Source organism: Bacillus cereus, assembly GCF_002564555.1.
Lineage (GTDB): Bacteria > Bacillota > Bacilli > Bacillales > Bacillaceae_G > Bacillus_A > Bacillus_A cereus_K.
The window spans coordinates 201,534-219,632 of sequence record NZ_NUVD01000020.1 but is presented as its reverse complement, the minus strand read 5'-3'; the positions used below and the strand labels follow the sequence as shown (position 1 = coordinate 219,632).

The following is an 18,099-nucleotide window of genomic DNA, read 5'->3' as shown; positions in this document are numbered from 1 at the left end:
CGTTCAACCCTTTTCTTATATTTTACAACAAAAAACAGCTCTTGCGGAGCTTTTACAAAATTTCAACGAATTTTTCAAAAGAAAAGCGAGCTAATATATATTAGCTCGCTTTTCTTTCTTCATCATAAATATTAATTCCAGCCTCATGTAACATCCATTCAATATGAACACCATATCCTGATGTTGGATCATTTACAAATACATGTGTAACGGCACCAATTACTTTTCCATTTTGCACAATTGGGCTTCCGCTCATTCCTTGTACAATACCACCTGTTTTCGCTAATAAACGCTTATCAGTTACTTTTATTACCATACCCTTTGTAGCTGGAAACTTTTGTGGAACCGTACTAACAACTTCAATATCAAACGCTTCCACTTTATCTTGATCAATAACTGTTAATATTTTTGCAGGTCCTTCTTTTACTTGATGAGATAATGCGATTGGCATCGCTTTATCCATTATACCATTTGTCATATTTGTATTTAATTTCCCAAAAATACCATACGGGCTATTTATTGTAATATTTCCAATCACTTCACGATCTGGTGAGAACCTTGCTAATTTCTCTCCTGGATTCCCATGACTACCTCTTTCAATTGAGGTAACTGTCGAGCGCATAATTTGCCCATCTTCGACTTGAATCGGCTTTTTTGTATCATTATCAGAAATGACATGGCCAAGTGCCCCATATTTCATAGAATCCGGATGAACAAATGTCATTGTTCCGATTCCAGCTGCCGAATCACGAATATATAAACCAATTCGATAAGACGATTCCCCGCTGTCTTTTTGTGGTGTTAACTTCGTACGAATATATTTCCCATCTCTTAATAAAACAAGGTTAAGCGGTTCACCCGTTTCTCCACTACTATGAATAAATGGTGCTACATCGCTCATCCTTTCAATTGTTTTACCATTAATTTCAGTAATCATATCCCCTATTTGCACACCAGCTGTTTCACCCGGAGATATTTTACCCTTTTCAGTTTGAATTAAATGATGGCCTACAACAAGTACTCCTTTTGTGTTCAACTTTACACCAATCGATTGCCCACCTGGAATTACTTTAAAATCTTTTAATACTTTCACATTTACTTTTTTCACTGGAAAACCAGCGATTTGGAACACCATATCAGCTTCACCATTTTGGTGAGAATTTACCATCAGCCCTTGTTCTTGTCTATTTGAACTTACTGTAAATACATTACGATTCGTAGATGAAGCTTCAAAAACTGGTAATGACGCTATTTCTGATTGTTGTCCTTCAAATACAACGAGTTGCTTTGGAGATGAAATAAACGTTCGAAGCGGTTTAAAACATCCAATAAAAACTAAAGAAACAAGGAGACAAAGACCTATTAATTTTCGAAATTTTTCTAATTTCAATTGATTCACTCTCCTCGCTCCTACCCCACATTCAGCCTTTTGGCTTCACTTTTTAATCTCTCCTTGCAGTGCTTTATTTATAACCGGAAGAATTAAGAAATCATCATTTGAGAAAAAAAGCTATCCATTACTGGATAGCCTCTGCTGTCTGTTTAAAATGATGTGCCTGCGTAAGTAACTCTTTCGCATGTTCTGTCGTTAAATCTGTAATTTCCACACCCGAAATCATTCGAGCAATTTCTGTTACTTTATCATCCGTACTCAGCACAGCAACAGATGTTATCGTCCGATCATTCGCCACTTGTTTTCGAATAAATAAATGTGAGTCCGCCATTGAAGCTACTTGAGGTAAGTGCGTAATACAAAGTACTTGCGAGTTTACTGATACACGATAAATTTTTTCAGCAATAGCCTGTGCAACTCGACCACTAACACCCGTATCCACTTCATCAAAAATAACAGATGCAACACCTTGATGCTTAGAAAAAATACTTTTTAAAGCTAAAATAATACGAGATAACTCTCCGCCAGAAGCGACCTTTGAAAGTGGTTTTAACGGTTCACCTGGGTTCGTTGAAATATAGAACTCCACATGATCGTAGCCATCTGCCGTAAGTTTCACCGACATTCCCTCCACAAGAGGTTCTTCTGCGCTGCCTTCCCTCTTCTTAATTCTCACTTCAAATTTCGTTTTTTCCATATATAATTCTTTTAGTTCTTGATGAATCGCGCTTGTAAGACGATCTGCAAGCTCATGGCGCATATTGCTTAACAACGTTGCTTCTTTTAAAATTACATCTTCTAATTCCCTTAGTTGCTTCTTCGTCGTTTCAATATGCACATCTTTATTTTCAATCGTAAAAATTTCTTGTTCAATTTTATCAGCATACGCTAAAATCTCTTCTACAGTATTTCCATACTTTCTCTTTAGCATACGGATTTCGTTTAAACGTGTTTCAATCTCATCTAGACGGTTTGGATCATATTCCATCATATCTAACTTTTCTCTAAGCTGGTATGCAACTTCTTCTAATAAGTAATAACTATTTGCAATTGAATCATGATTTTCTTGATATGCTTCATCTAAGTGCGTAATACTCTCCATTTGTCCCATTGCATTTCTTATATGATCTAACCCTTGTCCGTCAGCACTTAATGAACGATATGCGTCACCTAATGCTTTATAGATTTTTTCAAAATTCGAGATTTGTAATCGCTCTTCAGTTAGTTCATTTTCTTCATCCATCTTTAAATCTGCCTTACGAATTTCTTCATGTTGAAATTGAATTAAATCTAAACGATGAGCCATTTGCTGTTCATTCTCACTTAGAGATTTCAGCTGTTTTTTTAACTTCTCGTAGTCAGCGTATACAGTTTGATATATATCTAACTGTTTAACAATACGTTCTCCATCAAAGTGATCCAGCATAAACAGATGTCGTTCTTCATTCATTAAATCTTGTGTTTCATGTTGTCCATGAATATCAACAAGCGTTTTTCCAATCTCTTTTAATATGCTAAGCGTAACAAGTTTCCCATTTACACGACATACACTCTTTCCGTTTGCAGCGATGTCACGCTTCAAGATAATCATGCCGTCTTCTATTTCTATATCTAATTCTTCTGCCTTTTCAATACATGGATGCTTATCATCTTCTACATAAAATAGCCCCTCTATCTCAGCTTTTTCTGTTCCATATCGAACAAATTCCGCTGAACCACGGCCGCCAACAAGCAAACTAATCGCATCAATAATAATCGATTTTCCGGCGCCTGTTTCACCACTTAAAACCGTTAATCCTTTTTGAAAAGAAATATTTAATGCTTCAATAATAGCAAAGTTTCTAATCGATAATTCCGATAACAATGCTCCATTCACCTCGTTATAAACTAATCCCCTGCTAAGGGCTTTTCTCAGTTCTTCATTCAAATAGTCATACTATATGTTTGTATGTATATACTCTTCTAACCCGCTCCATTGTACCAAACATTTGTTTTACGGGTCAATCCACCTATTTTCTAACTTTATTCAAAAAAAATATTATATTGCAATTGAAAATTCATATTTTAAACCAATAAAAATATCTTGTTTGCTTTCCACTTTATAGAGGAAAGCAAACAAGATTTCTTTGTTACAACATATTTAAGAAACGATCAGAGACAACACCTGTATCCTCAGGTGTACGGCAAATAATTAAGCAAGTATCATCACCACAGATGGTTCCGATGATCTCATCCCACTCTAAATGATCAATAAGTGCTCCAAGTGAATGAGCGTTACCAGGCAATGTTTTTAGCACAAGCATATGTCCTGCCGTGTCTAATTTTACAAATGAATCCACTAGATTTCGTTTTAATTTTTGTAACGGATTAAATCGTTGATCTGCTGGCAGGCTATATTTATAGCGACCATCCTGTAACGGCACCTTCACTAAGTGCAGTTCTTTAATATCGCGCGATACTGTTGCTTGCGTTACATTAAATCCCTCATTACGTAAAATATCAACTAATTCATCTTGTGTTTCAATTTCTTTGTTCGCAATAATTTCCCTGATTTTAATATGGCGCTGACCTTTATTCATACATTTGCACCTCACACTATCTCTTACCATAGTTTAAACATTGGTATACTTCACTTATTTATGTTAACTTATAATTCGCAACTTGTACACTATTGTTTTTACAATCATTATACAATTACAACAAAAAGAGGAACAACATATGTTATTCCCCTTTTCCTTTTTGTTTTAGAACGTCATGCGCTTCTGTGACAACTTGCTCAATAGAAATTGGCGAATGATTTTCGCCATTCTCACGTTCACCATGCCATTTTAGATGAACTAAAAATTCAATATTACCATCCCCACCCGTAATCGGTGAGAATGTTAAACCTTCCACATCATAGCCTTCTTTCAAAGCAAAATCGACAATCATTTCTACGACAGCCTCATGTACTTTTCTATCACGAACGATGCCCTTTTTCCCAACTTGCTCTCTTCCAGCTTCAAACTGCGGTTTAATTAACGCCGCTACATCTCCATTAGACATCAGCATTGTTTTTAAAACTGGCAGTATAAGCTTTAATGATATAAATGAAACATCGATACTAGCAAATTGCGGTAAACCGTGTTCTAAGTCTGCTGGTGTTACGTAACGGAAATTCGTGCGTTCCATTACGACAACACGCTCATCTTGACGCAATTTCCACGCCAATTGATTATATCCTACATCTAATGCATAAGATAATTTCGCTCCATTTTGAAGCGCACAATCTGTAAAGCCACCAGTTGATGAACCAATATCTATCATAACTTTATCTTGTAAATCAAGATGGAATGTCTCTAATGCCTTTTCAAGTTTATAACCACCACGGCTTACATACGGCATAACTTGTCCCTTCACCGTAATTTCTGTATCTTGCGGGATTTTCTCTCCTGGCTTATCAAGTCTCATCTCATTCGCATATACGAGTCCAGCCATAATAGCGCGCTTTGCTTTCTCACGTGTTTCTATAAGTCCTCGCTCTACTAATAGTACGTCTACTCTTTCTTTTTTTACACTCATTTGTTACGCCCTTTTTTGTTTTGATGGAATCATTGTATGAATACGGTCTACAACTGCATCTGTCGTTAAACCAATTTCTTCTAATAATTTTGTTACACTACCGTGCTCTATGAAACGATCCGGAATACCCATTCGTTCAATTAATGCACTATGGTATCCGTTCTCAGACGCAAATTCAACTACTCCTGTTCCGAAACCACCGATTAAACAAGATTCTTCAATCGTTAAAATCGGTATATTCTTTCCTAAGAGATCATGTAAATATGCTTCATCCATTGGTTTAATAAAGCGAGCATTCACTACTTTCACTGACACTCCAGCTTTTTCAAGGCGCTCAGCTGCTTCCATTGCCATTGGTATTGTTGTACCAAATGTTAAAATAGCTGCTTGTGTACCTTCTTTTAACGTTTCCCAAGTACCGATTGGAATCGCCTTTAATTCTTCATCCATATGAACGCCAAGTCCATTACCACGCGCATAACGTAATGCGATTGGTCCATCTTCATATTGCATCGCCGTATATACTAAATGTTGCCCTTCATTTTCATCTTTCGGCATCATCAGCACCATATTCGGTAAGTGACGTAAAAATGAGATGTCAAATACACCTTGATGTGTTTCACCATCCGCACCAACTAATCCTGAGCGATCTATTCCAATGAAAACATTTAAATTTTGGCGGCATATATCATGAACAACTTGGTCGTACGCTCTTTGTAAAAATGTTGAATAAATTGCTAAGAATGGCTTCATCCCTTGCGTCGCCATACCCGCTGCCATTGTTGTAGCATGCTGCTCTGCAATACCTACATCAATCATACGATTGGGGAATTCTTTTTGGAATTTCTCAAGTTTCGATCCAACAGGCATTGCAGGAGTAATTGCAACGATACGCTCATCTTCTCTCGCTAGCTTAAGCACTGTGTCACTAACGACAGCACTCCATGCTGGTGCAATTTCTTTCGGTTTAACGAAGTCACCTGATTCAATTTTATACGGTCCTGTTCCATGCCAAGTTCCAATAACGTCACTTTCAGCTGGCTTGTAACCTTTTCCTTTTTTCGTAATCACATGAACAAGTACTGGGCCTTTTGTTTTCTTTGCATATTGTAACGTTTCGAATAACTTTTCATAATCATGCCCATCGACTGGTCCTAAATATGTAAAGCCCAACTCTTCAAAAAAGACACCTGATACTAGTAAATATTTAAGGCTATCTTTTATTTTCTCTGCTGTCGCAGCCACTTTCCCGCCGACTGCTGGAATTTTCTTTAATATATATTCCAGTTCGTCTTTTACCCAGTGATATTTCCCTGCGGTACGTAAACGGCCAAGTACATTATGAAGCGCACCAACGTTTGGTGCAATTGACATTTCATTGTCATTCAAAATAACAATCATGTCTGTTTTTTCATGTCCAATATGGTTCAATGCCTCTAAAGCCATTCCGCCTGTTAATGCACCATCGCCAATGATTGGTATAACGTATTCTTCCGTTTTCTTTAAATCACGTGCTAGAGCCATTCCCATTGCAGCGGATAACGATGTCGAGCTATGACCAGTTTCCCATACATCATGCTCACTCTCGCAGCGTTTTGGGAAACCACATAAGCCTTGATATTGTCTTAATGTACCGAATTCTTTCGCACGTCCTGTTAAAATTTTATGTACATAGGATTGATGTCCTACATCCCATAAAAATTTATCTTTCGGACTATCAAATAATTTATGCAGAGCAATTGTGAGTTCTACTACACCTAAATTAGGTGCAATATGTCCACCTGTTTGAGAGAGCTCTTCAATTAAAAATTTACGAATATCCTCACTCAATCCCTCTAGTTCACCGATAGACATATCTTTCAAAAAACTAGGGTTTTGAATTTGCGTTAGATCCACATGGATCACTCACTTTCATTTCATAATCTGTCAACATGTCAAATATTATAAGAAACATTTACACAAAACAAGAAATTCCATTTTTCATCTTGTCCTGCTATTAACCAATCTATTGTACCCTATTCCTATTATAAACCATATTTCTTTAGGCGATGAAAAAAATAGCCGCTAACACGAAGTGATAACGGCAATGTAATCTACATATATTTTTGCCAATAACAAGAAAAGAAAAACCTTTTCCTACATTTATATCATAAAATGATGAATGACTCAACAAATGAAAACGCTGTTATATTAGTTATTACGTTTTGCGATCACATCACAAATAGATAATAAATATTCATCTTGTAATTGCAAGGAGCTAATAGCGTCTTTTGCTTTTGCAATTGTTTCTTCTAAAATAGCCTTTGCTCTATCTACAGTAAATAACGTCGTATATGTGCTCTTTTCATTGGAAACGTCACTACCAATCGGTTTTCCGATTTCCTCTTCGTTTCCTTCTACATCTAAAATATCATCTCGAATTTGAAAAGCTAGGCCGATATTTTTCGCAAACACAAGTAATTGTTCTTCCTGCTCTTCTGTAGCATCAGAAAGTATTGCTCCTGCAAGTACTGCATACTCTAGCAATTTCCCTGTTTTATGTTTATGGATGTACTCCAACTCATCAATTGTAAGTCGTTTTCCTTCCGCTTCCATATCTGCCACTTGCCCGCCAACCATTCCTTCTGGTCCCGCTGCTTTTGCAAGTTCGAGTACAAGTCTTACTTTTTTTTCAGCAGAGATTTCTTTTTGATCATATGCCATAATGACTTGAAAAGCGTACGTCAACAAACCGTCTCCCGCTAAAACTGCCATCGCTTCACCAAATACTTTATGGTTTGTGGGCTTTCCTCTTCTTAAATCATCATCATCCATACAAGGTAAATCATCATGAATTAACGAGTATGTATGAATCATTTCAAGAGCACAAGCTGCTCCTACTCCAAGATTTCTTTCTTTCCCAAACGCTTGTAATGTTGCAAATAAAAGTAACGGGCGAAGACGTTTCCCACCCGCTTCCAAAGAATATGCCATCGCTTCACGAAGTACATTTGGACATTGTAATTCATTTGCATAGCTTACAAGTTTCTCTTCTACGAAAGTTTTACTTTCTTTCAAAAAAGTATCAAAAGCGATAGTCACTATGCTTCATCTCCTAAAGCAGTAAACGGTTCAAGCTCTCCATCTTCCCCAAGAATAACTGCCATCTGTTCTTGTACATTCTTAAGCTTCTCATCACAAAACTTAGATAATTCCATACCTTCTTTAAAGTAAGAAATTGCTTCTTCTAACGGTACGTCACCTTGCTCTAGCTTAGAAACGAGATGCTCAAGTTGCGAAATTGCCTCTTCAAAGCTTAATTTATTTTCCATTATTCAATTCACGCTCCTCTATGCCTGATACGCTACAATCTAGTATTCCATCTTGTAATTGAACTGAAACAGCATCTCCAAGGCTGACGTCTTTCACGCTTTTTAACACTTGTTTCTCTTCATCATATACAAGCCCGTACCCTCTCATCATGACTTTAAGCGGACTTAATGCTTCAAGTTTTTGAGCAGCTCTTACAAAGGCAAATTCTTTCGTTTGAAGTAACGTTTGCATTTCACGTTGCAATTGCTTTTGTAACGTTTCAATCGCTACCTTCGTTTGTATAATTTTTTGAGATGGGTGGTGCTTCTCTAAATAAAATGAAAGCTGTTTTAACTGATTCACTTTTTTATCAATATAGCGCTCTTTCGCTAAAACGAGCTGTTCTAATGCTCTATCTAATTGCTCTTCTTTTTGTTCATATACTTGTCTTGGATATCGGAACGCATAAGATTTTTGCAATACTTGTAGTTTTTCTTCTTTTTTATGTACCAACTCTCTCATCGCTCTTTGCAATCTCAGAGTTCTTTGCAATACCTTTTCTTGTAACTCCATAATGTTCGGTGCTGCCAGTTCAGCTGCTGCAGTCGGTGTTGGCGCACGTAAATCTGCAACAAAATCTGCGATTGTAAAATCTGTTTCATGGCCTACTGCCGAAATAATAGGGATTTGACTTTTAAAGATTGCTCTTGCAACCACTTCCTCATTGAAAGCCCACAATTCTTCAATAGAACCTCCACCACGTCCAACAATTAATACATCTATATCTCCCATTTCATTCGCTGTACGAATTGCTTGTACAATTGAGGGAGCTGCTGACTCCCCTTGTACAAGTACTGGAAATACAATAACATTACCAATTGGATAACGACGTTTGATGGTTGTTATAATATCACGAATCGCTGCTCCTGTCGGCGAAGTAATCACACCTATTGTTTTAGCGTAAGGAGGGATTGTTTTTTTATAAACTTGAGAAAACAATCCTTCTTCCTCTAAACGAACTTTTAATTGTTCGTAAGCTAAATGCAAATTTCCGATTCCGTCAGGTTGCATGTCTTGAATATAAATTTGATAAGAACCACTCGCCTCATAAACAGAGATTTTCCCTTTTACAAGTACCTTCATCCCATTCTCAGGTCTGAATTTAATATTACGATTATGACCCGCAAACATAACCGCTGCGATTCTGGCATTTTCATCTTTCAATGTAAAATACATGTGGCCACGGCTATGATTTTTAAAATTGGAAATTTCACCTTTTAACCAAACAGACTGCAAATGCGGATCATATTCTATTTTTGTTTTTATATAGCGTGTTAATGCTGTAACGGTTAAATATTGTTTCTCCATTTCTCTCTCCTCATAGCCGACTCAAATTATTTACAAACGACACCTGCACGCTTGGCAGATTCAACGGTATTATGAAGAAGCATTGTAATCGTCATCGGACCAACACCCTTTGGCACAGGTGTAATGTAACCCGCAACATCTAGCACGTTGTCAAAGTCCACATCACCACAAAGCTTGCCTGTTTCTAAACGGTTCACACCAACGTCAATTACAACCGCTCCTTCTTTAATATAATCAGCTGTTACCATTTTAGGTCGTCCAACTGCTACGATTAAAATATCAGCTAACTTCGATAACTCTTTCATATTTTGCGTCTTAGAATGACAGTATGTGACAGTTGCATTTTCATTTAAGAACAATTGTCCCACTGGTTTGCCGACGATATTACTTCTTCCAATTACTACGACATGTTTTCCAGAAATATCAAGATTCGTTTCTTTTACTAATTCTACAATACCATGCGGTGTACATGGAAGAAATGTATCTTGTCCCGTCATCATACGTCCCACGCTGATTGGGTGAAATCCATCTACATCCTTTTCTGGTGAAATTCTTTCAATGATAGCTTTTTCTTCAATATGTTTTGGTAAAGGTAATTGCACTAATATGCCATTAATGCGGTCATCTCCATTTAAGCGATCAATTTCAGCAAGCAAACGTTCCTCAGTAATCGTTTCAGGAAGTTCAATTAGCTCTGAATAGATTCCTACTTGTTCACAGCCCTTTTCTTTTCCTTTTACGTAAGAACGAGATGCTGGATCTTCTCCAACTAAAATAACTGCTAATCCTGGTACAATCCCTTGCTCTTTCAACTTCACAACTTCGTCTTTTAATTGTGCTCGTTTTTTCTCCGCAACTTCATTTCCTTTGATGATTACTGCTACCATTTTAAGATTCCCCCTTAAAGAAATTACAGTGTATCTTTTATATTAGATAAAACGCCGTTAATAAAACGACGAGATTCCTCATCCCCAAATGTTTTAGCAATCTCAATTGCCTCGTTAATTGTTACGTTGTGTGGAATTTCTTCCATGTATTTCATTTCATACACAGCTACACGTAAAATACTGCGATCAACAATACTAATACGCTCAAGCTTCCACTTTTTTAAGTTTTGACGAATTGCTTCATCAATTGCTTCTTTATTTTCTACAAAACCTACTACAAGTGATTCTAGAAACTCATTTGTTTCTTCACCTTCATCTAGCGTGTTTTCCACCGCTACTTTCGGTTCTAATTCACCTGTAATATCCATTTGATATAATGCTTGCATAGCTCTTTCTCTAGCCGTCCTACGTTTCATTGTAACTCTCCTTTATGCTTCAAGTCTTTCCTTATGCTTTGTTATATTATTATAATTTATAAGCCGTCAATTCACTTACTCTTACAGTTTTCATTGATTTTCCAACCTTATAATACAATGATAATAACACAATTTATCGTTTCACACACGGGTTACAAGGCTGAAAAATAATAAAAAGATTAACTTCAAGTTCCATATCTTATCACAATGTACGTTTTTTGGAAAAACGCAACATCTTCTTGTTTATTTCTCATTTTTTGAAATAGTATAATAATTAGAGGGTTTTAATTTGCGAAGAAATAAAACGATAAAAAAGATGCCTATGTTACTAGGCACCTTTTTCATTCTTACACTGGTTCGATTTCTGTTTTTTGTGTTTCGAATGTTACGCCAACGATGTGAACATTCACTTCTTTTGGCTCAAGTCCTGTCATTGTAAAGAGTGCTTGGCGAATATTGTCTTGAATCTTTTGTGCAACAACTGGAATTGCTACGCCAAAATACATTACAACATAAAGGTCAACGATAATATCTTCGTTTGCTAATTCAACCTTTACACCTTTACCATGATTTTTCTTACCTAACTTCTCAACAACATCTGTAGCAAAATTACCGCGCATTGCCGCTACACCCTCTACTTCAGCAGCTGCAATACCTGCAATAACTTCAATTACTTCTGGTGCAATTTCTACTTTACCAAGAGTTGTATCTTGACCCATATCTAACATATGTTCAGCCATGAAAAAAACCTCCTTTAATGTATCACTGCGTCACAAGTTCATGCTCTTCCAAAAATTTCGTATTAAACTCACCTTTTACAAAATCAGGATGATCTAACAATTGCAAATGGAACGGGATTGTTGTATGTACGCCTTCAATGACAAATTCACTAAGCGCTCGCTTCATTTTTGCAATTGCCTCTTCACGTGTTTTCCCGTGAACAATTAATTTAGCAACCATCGAATCATAGAAAGGTGGGATTGAATATCCCGGATATACAGCTGAATCGACGCGAATACCAAATCCGCCTGGTGGTAAGTACATTTCTACTTTACCTGGAGATGGCATAAATTTTTTGGCAGGGTTTTCCGCATTAATTCGACATTCAATTGCCCAACCATTAAATTGTACTTCTTCTTGCTGTAACGATAACTTTTCTCCAGAAGCAACAAGAATTTGTTCTTTAATTAAGTCAATCCCTGTTACCATTTCAGTAACTGGATGCTCAACTTGAATTCTCGTATTCATCTCCATGAAATAAAAGCTTTTCGTTTTATATTCATAAATAAACTCAACCGTACCAGCACCTGTATAATCAACCGCTACCGCCGCTTTAACTGCCGCTTCACCCATCTGCTTGCGAATATTTTCATCAAGCGCAGGTGATGGACTTTCTTCTAATAGTTTTTGCAAACGGCGCTGAATTGTACAATCACGCTCTCCTAAATGAATGGCATTTCCATGTGTATCTGCCATTATTTGAATCTCTACATGGCGGAAATCTTCAACGTACTTTTCTAAGTATACACCAGGGTTCCCAAAAGCGGTACTAGCTTCTTGCTGTGTAATTTGAATTCCTTTTACAAGCTCTTCTTCATGGCGCGCAACACGAATACCTTTTCCGCCGCCACCTGCAGTCGCTTTAATAATAACTGGATATCCAATTTGATTTGCAAGCTTGATCGCTTCTTCGGTATTTTTAATAATCCCTTGTGAACCTGGTACAATCGGAACCCCTGCTTCTTTCATTGTATCACGAGCAACGTCTTTTGTGCCCATCTTTGAAATAGCTTCTGGACTTGGACCGATAAAAATTAAGTTACATTCACGGCATAACTCTGCAAAGTCTGCATTCTCTGCTAAAAATCCGTATCCCGGATGAATTGCATCGCAACCCGTTAACTTCGCAACGCTAATAATGTTCGTCAAATTTAAATAGCTTTCTTTTGAAACCGTCGGTCCTACACAATACGCCTCATCTGCAATCTGTACGTGAAGTGACTCTTTATCTGCTTCTGAATAAATTGCAACTGTTTCAATATCCATTTCTTTACAAGCACGAATAATTCGTACAGCAATTTCCCCACGATTGGCTATTAATACTTTTTTTATCATCACAAAGACTCCCTTATTACGCTTTTACAAGAAATAGCGGTTGTCCATACTCAACAAGCTGTCCGTTATTAACAAGAATCTCAACAATTTCGCCCTCTACATCAGCGTCAATTTCGTTAAATAACTTCATAGCCTCCACAATACATACGATAGAATCTTTCGATACTCTATCCCCAACATTTACATATGCAGGTGTATCAGGTGAAGATGAAGCATAAAATGTACCTACCATTGGTGATGTAATTTTATGTAGGTTTTCATTTTGAACAGCTTTCTTCTCTTCTTGTTTTGGTACTTCTACTTGTGCTGCTGCTACTGTTGTTTCAACTTCAATAGGCGCTACTGATTGCATAGCTTGTTTTGCTGCAGGTGCTTGCACAGCAACAACTTCATTACCACGCTTTTTCATTTTGATTGTTGTACCGTCTTTTTTGTATTCAAATTCATCAATATTAGAGCTATCAATTAATTTAATTAATTCACGAACTTCTTGAATTTTAAACATGTAAAATCCACTCCCATACTCTTGTTTGTCTCGTTTTTACAGATGCTCATTACTAAAACTAGATTGACTGTAAAAATACGATGTACTCTATTAGAAATTTCACTTCATTTGCTAATAGAAATATTTACTATTCCTATCTTACGATAAATTTTTTAAACATTCCAATTTATTTTTCTTTATAATAAATCGAAACTCCTGTAAAAATATTATTCCACCAAAAAATTATTACCTAGTAATAATACCAAGTTTCACACAAAATTGGCAAGACCACTTCCTAAAAAACATTCCTTACTTTCTCAAAATACTACACAGTAAACACCGACTTCCCTTTCCACTCTTCACCTCATCTATGGTCAATAACATATTTTTACCAAATATTATTTTTTTGTTTACACACCGTTCATTGTTCCTTCATATAAGAATAGTATGTTCAAAGTGTAGAAAATATATTGTATCGAGGTGTGGACATATGATATGGCTCATTCTCTTCTTACCTGCCGTAACGGTCTGGGCATTCGTTCTCTTCATCCACGTCAAATCCGGAAAAAGTAATCATCATTGCCACGAACCGTTAATCTTTTACTCACAACGTATTTCACCATTCCGAGTTGAACATAGTAAACAAAACTACACAGATGAAATAGAAAAAAGCTATCGAAAATGATAGCTTTTTTCTATTAATATTTTTATCTAATTAATTTGAAGTACTCTATGTTACTATTTGCAAACAATTTGATTGGTAAAAACTAATAATCCGCGGGGAATCCCCACGGATTAAAGTTTCGCTTATTTTGTCGGTGGATCAAATTTCACACCTACATTTTTTGATCCGCCTTCACTTCTTACAAGCTGTATAATTTTATTCGCTTCTTTTTGTGAATGTTTTGCCGCTTTCACAGTTACTCTAATGTCAGTTCCATCCGCTCTTACAAGAGCATCTTTATATCCACCTTGAGACTTAATCACTGTCTCCAATAATTCTTGCTTCGTTTCCATTGTAGTGATTGCATCAAAATTTTCTTTTGCTTTATTCTTTTCTGTTGCTGAAGATTTTACTGAACTCATCACTTCTTGTAATTTTGCTTTTTCTTCACTGCGCTGATCTTCCATTTGCATACGTAAAGCTGTGAAATTTTCATCACTTGATTGAACTGTTACGTTCGCGTCTTTTTTACTTGTCTCTTTTTTTGTGTTCTCTTTTTTGTCAGTTTCTTTATTTGTTGTTTCCTTGCTTGAATTTTCTTTATTTGGAGCTTCTTTTGTTGTTTCTTTATTTGGTGTTTCGTTTGTTACTGCTTTATCAGTACCTTGTTTTTCTTGTCCAATCTTTTCACCTGTTGTTGGCGCTGCTGTGTTCATTTTGTCTGGAGTTGTTACGTAATACACAGATAGTACAACAACTAAACTTAACATCGTTAATAGCCAAACCGTTTGTTTTTTCAACACTTTATTTCCTCCCTATCAATTTTTCGGTGAAACTGAAACGCGATGGGCTGGTACATCTAGCAGCCGTATCACAGCTTCTTTTACCATTGCTTTAACTTGTATATTATCCACTCCCTTTGCTACGACAAGAACACCTCGTACTTTCGGTTTCTCTGTTCGTAAAACAACGGGAGTTTCCTTATCACCTTCACGTATAATGACAGTCTTTTCATCAAGAGACTCGTCCTCTACTTCCCTCTTACCACCTGTTTTATCTGTTTCACCTGTTGTTTGTGAACGTTTCACCGTATTTTTTTCTAATATTTTTTCTTCAGATGAATCTAAATTTACTTTAATCGTTACATCTTTTACTCCAGCTATTTCTTCTAAAGCTGCTTTCAATTCTTGCTCATACGCTTTTTCATATTTTTCTACATTTGACATACTATCGTTATTTTTCTGCCCGAAAGTTGGTACGTCTTTTTCTTGATTTTGAGTTTTTTGTTCTTTAAATACAGGTACTTCCTCTTTTTTACTTGAAAAGAAATTACTAGCAAACATAAGCAAAATTCCAAGTATGAGTAGGACAAGTAAAAACTTAGGTGTTACCTTTTTTCCCTTCTCATTACTTTCTTTTTCATCTCCATTTAATAAGTTTCGAAAAAATGAGAACTTCGAATTTTTATCTTTATTGTCCATTTACTCTACCTGTCCTCCCTTCCATTTGAACTTGGACTTGTTTATCCTCTAGTTGCCACCTGCTTGAAAAGAAATCTTTCATTTCTACATTCGTTTCTTCTACCTTTTTTGGAGGCTCTTTCATGTTAATTTCAATTGGCTTTACCGTTTCGATTGCATCATTTTTACTACGTTCTTTTTCTTTCAACGTCACAACAACAGATTGAATATCTTTTGCTGACTTTACTTCTTCTGCACTTTCCGCTGCGACTATTTGTATTTCAGAGACTGTCATACCATATTTTTTCTCGAACTCTTTTCCTACTTCTTTTTTCATTTTGGTAGCCATCTCTTCTAAACTATATGCACGTGTTAGAGCTTGTATTTCTTTTTTCTTCGAATCTATTGAATTTTTTACAGATCCTCCTGCTACGTACTTTTCATCATTAAGATTTGCAATTACTTCATTTACATCTGTTTGCAATAGTTTAAAAAGAGGGGTCAAAATTAATACAACTAATAATAGACTTACAACGAATTTAACGTATTTTTGCAAATTCGAATTGGGAAGAATAAGATGAAGCATTGTCGCTAAGAGTAAAAAAACAATAATATTTCGAACCCACTCTGTAACAAATTGCATACTCTTCACCTCCTACCGCATCATAAGTGTAATATTTCCGGCAGCAATAATAATTGTGATACTTAAAAAGAACATAAATGATACGATAGCTAAGCAAGCAAATACGTAAATAATGCTTCGTCCAATGATATCTAGACATTGAATAATTGCTCCGCTGCCCACTGGTTGCAATACTGCTGCTGCGAATTTATAAATAAATGCGATACAAAAAATTTGAATCGCTGGAAACGCGACAATTAAACATAAAATGACGAGCCCAATAATTCCGACTGTGTTTTTTAATAATCCGGATGCACTAATAACAGTATCCGCCGCCTCTGTAAACATCCTTCCCACTACAGGAATAAAGTTCCCTGTTACAAATTTAGCAGTTTTCACAGCTATACCGTCGGCAACGGCTGTCGCTGTCCCCTGTACAGATAATACCCCTAAAAAAATCGTTAGGAAGATACCGATAATCCCAACGCTTACGTTCTGCAAGAGCTTGGACAATTTCGTAACTTTATATTGATCACTCATCGTACTTACAATACTTAAGATCGTTGCAAGTAATAGAAGTGGCAGAACAATATAATTCATAAGAAGCCCACTCGTATTCATTAAGAAAATAATAATCGGATGAAAAAACGATACAGATACAACACCGCCTCCAGTTGCTATGAGTGCAAGTAAAATTGGTAATAGTGCTAATATGAAATCTACCATTGTTTGTATCGTTTCTCTTGCATATGTCATAACGACATAAAAGCTATTTAAAGCGAAAATAATAAGTACCATATATACAACTGCATCAGCAATTTTACTTACGCTACTTTTTGAAAAGGCAGATTGCAGTGATTGCAACAATGCACTAAATATTGTGAGCATAATGAGCGTGCCAAGTAACTTTCCATTTGCAACAAGCTCGTGAAATAAATATTTTAATAACCCTATCATCCACTCTTTTATGGAAAATTCTTTTTCTCCCTTTACAAACTCCATAAAGCTTCCTTTTTGACTCTCTGGCAAATAGCCTCCATATTTTGTAACAAGCCCGTCCCAAAATTGCTGCACATCTTCAATTCCGAGCTTATCCAATTGTTGATCAACGACGTTTGTTTCTACAGGAGAAGCTTGTACAACAACCGGTAAAGAAAAGAAAAGGAAGCAAGCGAATAACAGCTTAGCTCCAAACTTCCTCAACATATACTCCCCCTTATCCTGTCGGTAAAAATCCGAGAATAGTTTCAATTACAACCGTCAAAATAGGAATTGCCATAACGAGAATTAATATTTTCCCAGCTAATTCAATCTTCGAAGCAATGGCACCTTGACCAGCATCTTTTGTAATTTGTGCTCCAAATTCAGCGATATAAGCAATTCCTATAATTTTCAGCAACGTTTCTACATATACATTGCTAACTTTCGCTTCACTTGCTACTCTCTCAATCATTTGTAAAATAGAATGAATTTGATCGATTAAAAGAAGAAACATCACACTACCTACGAACACAATAAATAGCGATGTAATACTAGATTTATGCTGATTTAAAACTGCTGCTAAAAATGTAGCAACGAGGCCTAATCCGACAATTTGTATAATTTCGATTCGAACCGCCTCCTTTACTGGAAGAGAAAGACACTTTTAATCTTGTCGAACAGCGTATTAATTAGAAATGCAACATGAAATAAAATAACGACAAAACCGACAAGGATAACCCAATTTGCAATATCCTCACGCTTTAATTCTTTTAGTACGGTATGAATAAAAGCTAAAACAATGCCGATTCCGGCGATTTGAAATATTAATCCAACATCAATGGACATCGCCTTTCTCC

20 protein-coding genes are annotated in these 18,099 nt (G+C 36.3%); 1 reads left to right on the top strand and 19 read right to left on the bottom strand.

The window, feature by feature from the left end; genetic code table 11:
- Positions 1–100: 100 nt before the first annotated feature.
- From spoIVB to accB, 13 genes are all read right to left on the bottom strand, one after another.
- Complete coding sequence (gene spoIVB / locus COI75_RS11560) at positions 101–1,399, bottom strand: SpoIVB peptidase (RefSeq protein WP_001072608.1); 1,299 nt, start codon at positions 1,397–1,399, stop codon at positions 101–103.
- Between the two features lie 118 nt (positions 1,400–1,517).
- A complete protein-coding gene (gene recN, locus COI75_RS11555) occupies positions 1,518–3,257 on the bottom strand; it encodes a DNA repair protein RecN (RefSeq protein ID WP_000947739.1) in 1,740 nt (579 codons plus the stop codon).
- A 265-nt stretch (positions 3,258–3,522) separates the two neighbouring features.
- On the bottom strand, positions 3,523–3,972 hold the full coding sequence (gene argR / locus COI75_RS11550; RefSeq protein ID WP_001032582.1) for an arginine repressor ArgR: 450 nt from the start codon (positions 3,970–3,972) through the stop codon (positions 3,523–3,525).
- A 142-nt stretch (positions 3,973–4,114) separates the two neighbouring features.
- The gene (locus tag COI75_RS11545; protein WP_000111870.1) at positions 4,115–4,954 is read right to left on the bottom strand and encodes a TlyA family RNA methyltransferase; all 840 of its coding nucleotides are present in this window, start codon (positions 4,952–4,954) and stop codon (positions 4,115–4,117) included.
- 3 nt (positions 4,955–4,957) lie between these two features.
- Complete coding sequence (gene dxs / locus COI75_RS11540) at positions 4,958–6,850, bottom strand: 1-deoxy-D-xylulose-5-phosphate synthase (protein ID WP_000366436.1); 1,893 nt, start codon at positions 6,848–6,850, stop codon at positions 4,958–4,960.
- Between the two features lie 294 nt (positions 6,851–7,144).
- Complete coding sequence (gene ispA, locus COI75_RS11535; protein ID WP_000150367.1) at positions 7,145–8,035, bottom strand: (2E,6E)-farnesyl diphosphate synthase; 891 nt, start codon at positions 8,033–8,035, stop codon at positions 7,145–7,147.
- On the bottom strand, positions 8,035–8,265 hold the full coding sequence (xseB, locus tag COI75_RS11530) for an exodeoxyribonuclease VII small subunit (RefSeq protein WP_000428421.1): 231 nt from the start codon (positions 8,263–8,265) through the stop codon (positions 8,035–8,037). The genes ispA and xseB overlap by 1 nt, the downstream gene beginning before the upstream one ends.
- Positions 8,255–9,613 (bottom strand): exodeoxyribonuclease VII large subunit, encoded by a 1,359-nt coding sequence (xseA, locus tag COI75_RS11525; protein ID WP_000415262.1) that lies wholly within the window; start codon positions 9,611–9,613, stop codon positions 8,255–8,257. The genes xseB and xseA overlap by 11 nt, the downstream gene beginning before the upstream one ends.
- A 26-nt stretch (positions 9,614–9,639) precedes the next feature.
- Positions 9,640–10,500 carry a bifunctional methylenetetrahydrofolate dehydrogenase/methenyltetrahydrofolate cyclohydrolase FolD gene (folD, locus tag COI75_RS11520; protein ID WP_000226717.1) on the bottom strand — a complete coding sequence of 287 codons (861 nt, stop codon included), beginning with the start codon at positions 10,498–10,500 and terminating at the stop codon, positions 9,640–9,642.
- Positions 10,501–10,523: 23 nt separating this feature from the next.
- Positions 10,524–10,916 (bottom strand): N utilization substance protein NusB, encoded by a 393-nt coding sequence (gene nusB / locus COI75_RS11515; RefSeq protein WP_000830247.1) that lies wholly within the window; start codon positions 10,914–10,916, stop codon positions 10,524–10,526.
- Positions 10,917–11,263: 347 nt separating this feature from the next.
- Positions 11,264–11,656: an Asp23/Gls24 family envelope stress response protein gene (locus COI75_RS11510; RefSeq protein WP_000807630.1), complete on the bottom strand. Its 393-nt coding sequence runs from the start codon at positions 11,654–11,656 to the stop codon at positions 11,264–11,266.
- Between the two features lie 22 nt (positions 11,657–11,678).
- Complete coding sequence (gene accC / locus COI75_RS11505; RefSeq protein ID WP_000592884.1) at positions 11,679–13,031, bottom strand: acetyl-CoA carboxylase biotin carboxylase subunit; 1,353 nt, start codon at positions 13,029–13,031, stop codon at positions 11,679–11,681.
- A 16-nt stretch (positions 13,032–13,047) separates the two neighbouring features.
- Positions 13,048–13,536, bottom strand: coding sequence for an acetyl-CoA carboxylase biotin carboxyl carrier protein (gene accB, locus COI75_RS11500; RefSeq protein ID WP_000472867.1), 489 nt, complete (start codon positions 13,534–13,536; stop codon positions 13,048–13,050).
- A 469-nt stretch (positions 13,537–14,005) separates the two neighbouring features.
- Here accB and COI75_RS11495 point away from each other — a divergent pair, with 469 nt between their 5' ends.
- Entirely contained in the window at positions 14,006–14,200 is a 195-nt protein-coding gene (locus COI75_RS11495) for a hypothetical protein (RefSeq protein WP_002095309.1), read from the top strand.
- A gap of 122 nt (positions 14,201–14,322) precedes the next feature.
- Here COI75_RS11495 and COI75_RS11490 read toward each other — a convergent pair whose 3' ends face one another.
- The 6 genes from COI75_RS11490 to spoIIIAC are packed head-to-tail and all read right to left on the bottom strand — an operon-like array spanning position 14,323 to position 18,088.
- Positions 14,323–14,982, bottom strand: coding sequence for a SpoIIIAH-like family protein (locus COI75_RS11490; RefSeq protein WP_000914700.1), 660 nt, complete (start codon positions 14,980–14,982; stop codon positions 14,323–14,325).
- Positions 14,983–14,997: 15 nt separating this feature from the next.
- Entirely contained in the window at positions 14,998–15,660 is a 663-nt protein-coding gene (gene spoIIIAG, locus COI75_RS11485) for a stage III sporulation protein AG (RefSeq protein WP_000368871.1), read from the bottom strand.
- Positions 15,650–16,282 carry a stage III sporulation protein AF gene (spoIIIAF, locus tag COI75_RS11480; protein WP_001161059.1) on the bottom strand — a complete coding sequence of 211 codons (633 nt, stop codon included), beginning with the start codon at positions 16,280–16,282 and terminating at the stop codon, positions 15,650–15,652. The genes spoIIIAG and spoIIIAF overlap by 11 nt, the downstream gene beginning before the upstream one ends.
- Positions 16,283–16,294: 12 nt before the next feature.
- Entirely contained in the window at positions 16,295–17,467 is a 1,173-nt protein-coding gene (spoIIIAE, locus tag COI75_RS11475; protein ID WP_000944635.1) for a stage III sporulation protein AE, read from the bottom strand.
- 10 nt (positions 17,468–17,477) lie between these two features.
- Positions 17,478–17,861, bottom strand: coding sequence for a stage III sporulation protein AD (spoIIIAD, locus tag COI75_RS11470; protein ID WP_079998460.1), 384 nt, complete (start codon positions 17,859–17,861; stop codon positions 17,478–17,480).
- Between the two features lie 23 nt (positions 17,862–17,884).
- Positions 17,885–18,088 carry a stage III sporulation protein AC gene (gene spoIIIAC / locus COI75_RS11465; RefSeq protein ID WP_000020914.1) on the bottom strand — a complete coding sequence of 68 codons (204 nt, stop codon included), beginning with the start codon at positions 18,086–18,088 and terminating at the stop codon, positions 17,885–17,887.
- Positions 18,089–18,099 lie beyond the last annotated feature (11 nt).

Bases quoted from the DNA above. Each gene is read 5' to 3' on its own strand.
- accB (WP_000472867.1), bottom strand. From the start codon at position 13,536: ATGTTTAAAATTCAAGAAGTTCGTGAATTAATTAAATTAATTGATAGC.
- spoIIIAE (WP_000944635.1), bottom strand. From the start codon at position 17,467: ATGTTGAGGAAGTTTGGAGCTAAGCTGTTATTCGCTTGCTTCCTTTTC.
- accC (WP_000592884.1), bottom strand. From the start codon at position 13,031: ATGATAAAAAAAGTATTAATAGCCAATCGTGGGGAAATTGCTGTACGA.
- xseA (WP_000415262.1), bottom strand. From the start codon at position 9,613: ATGGAGAAACAATATTTAACCGTTACAGCATTAACACGCTATATAAAA.
- COI75_RS11545 (WP_000111870.1), bottom strand. From the start codon at position 4,954: ATGAGTGTAAAAAAAGAAAGAGTAGACGTACTATTAGTAGAGCGAGGA.
- COI75_RS11510 (WP_000807630.1), bottom strand. From the start codon at position 11,656: ATGGCTGAACATATGTTAGATATGGGTCAAGATACAACTCTTGGTAAA.
- spoIIIAF (WP_001161059.1), bottom strand. From the start codon at position 16,282: ATGCAATTTGTTACAGAGTGGGTTCGAAATATTATTGTTTTTTTACTC.
- folD (WP_000226717.1), bottom strand. From the start codon at position 10,500: ATGGTAGCAGTAATCATCAAAGGAAATGAAGTTGCGGAGAAAAAACGA.
- nusB (WP_000830247.1), bottom strand. From the start codon at position 10,916: ATGAAACGTAGGACGGCTAGAGAAAGAGCTATGCAAGCATTATATCAA.
- argR (WP_001032582.1), bottom strand. From the start codon at position 3,972: ATGAATAAAGGTCAGCGCCATATTAAAATCAGGGAAATTATTGCGAAC.
- spoIIIAG (WP_000368871.1), bottom strand. From the start codon at position 15,660: ATGGACAATAAAGATAAAAATTCGAAGTTCTCATTTTTTCGAAACTTA.
- COI75_RS11495 (WP_002095309.1), top strand. From the start codon at position 14,006: ATGATATGGCTCATTCTCTTCTTACCTGCCGTAACGGTCTGGGCATTC.
- spoIIIAC (WP_000020914.1), bottom strand. From the start codon at position 18,088: ATGTCCATTGATGTTGGATTAATATTTCAAATCGCCGGAATCGGCATT.
- xseB (WP_000428421.1), bottom strand. From the start codon at position 8,265: ATGGAAAATAAATTAAGCTTTGAAGAGGCAATTTCGCAACTTGAGCAT.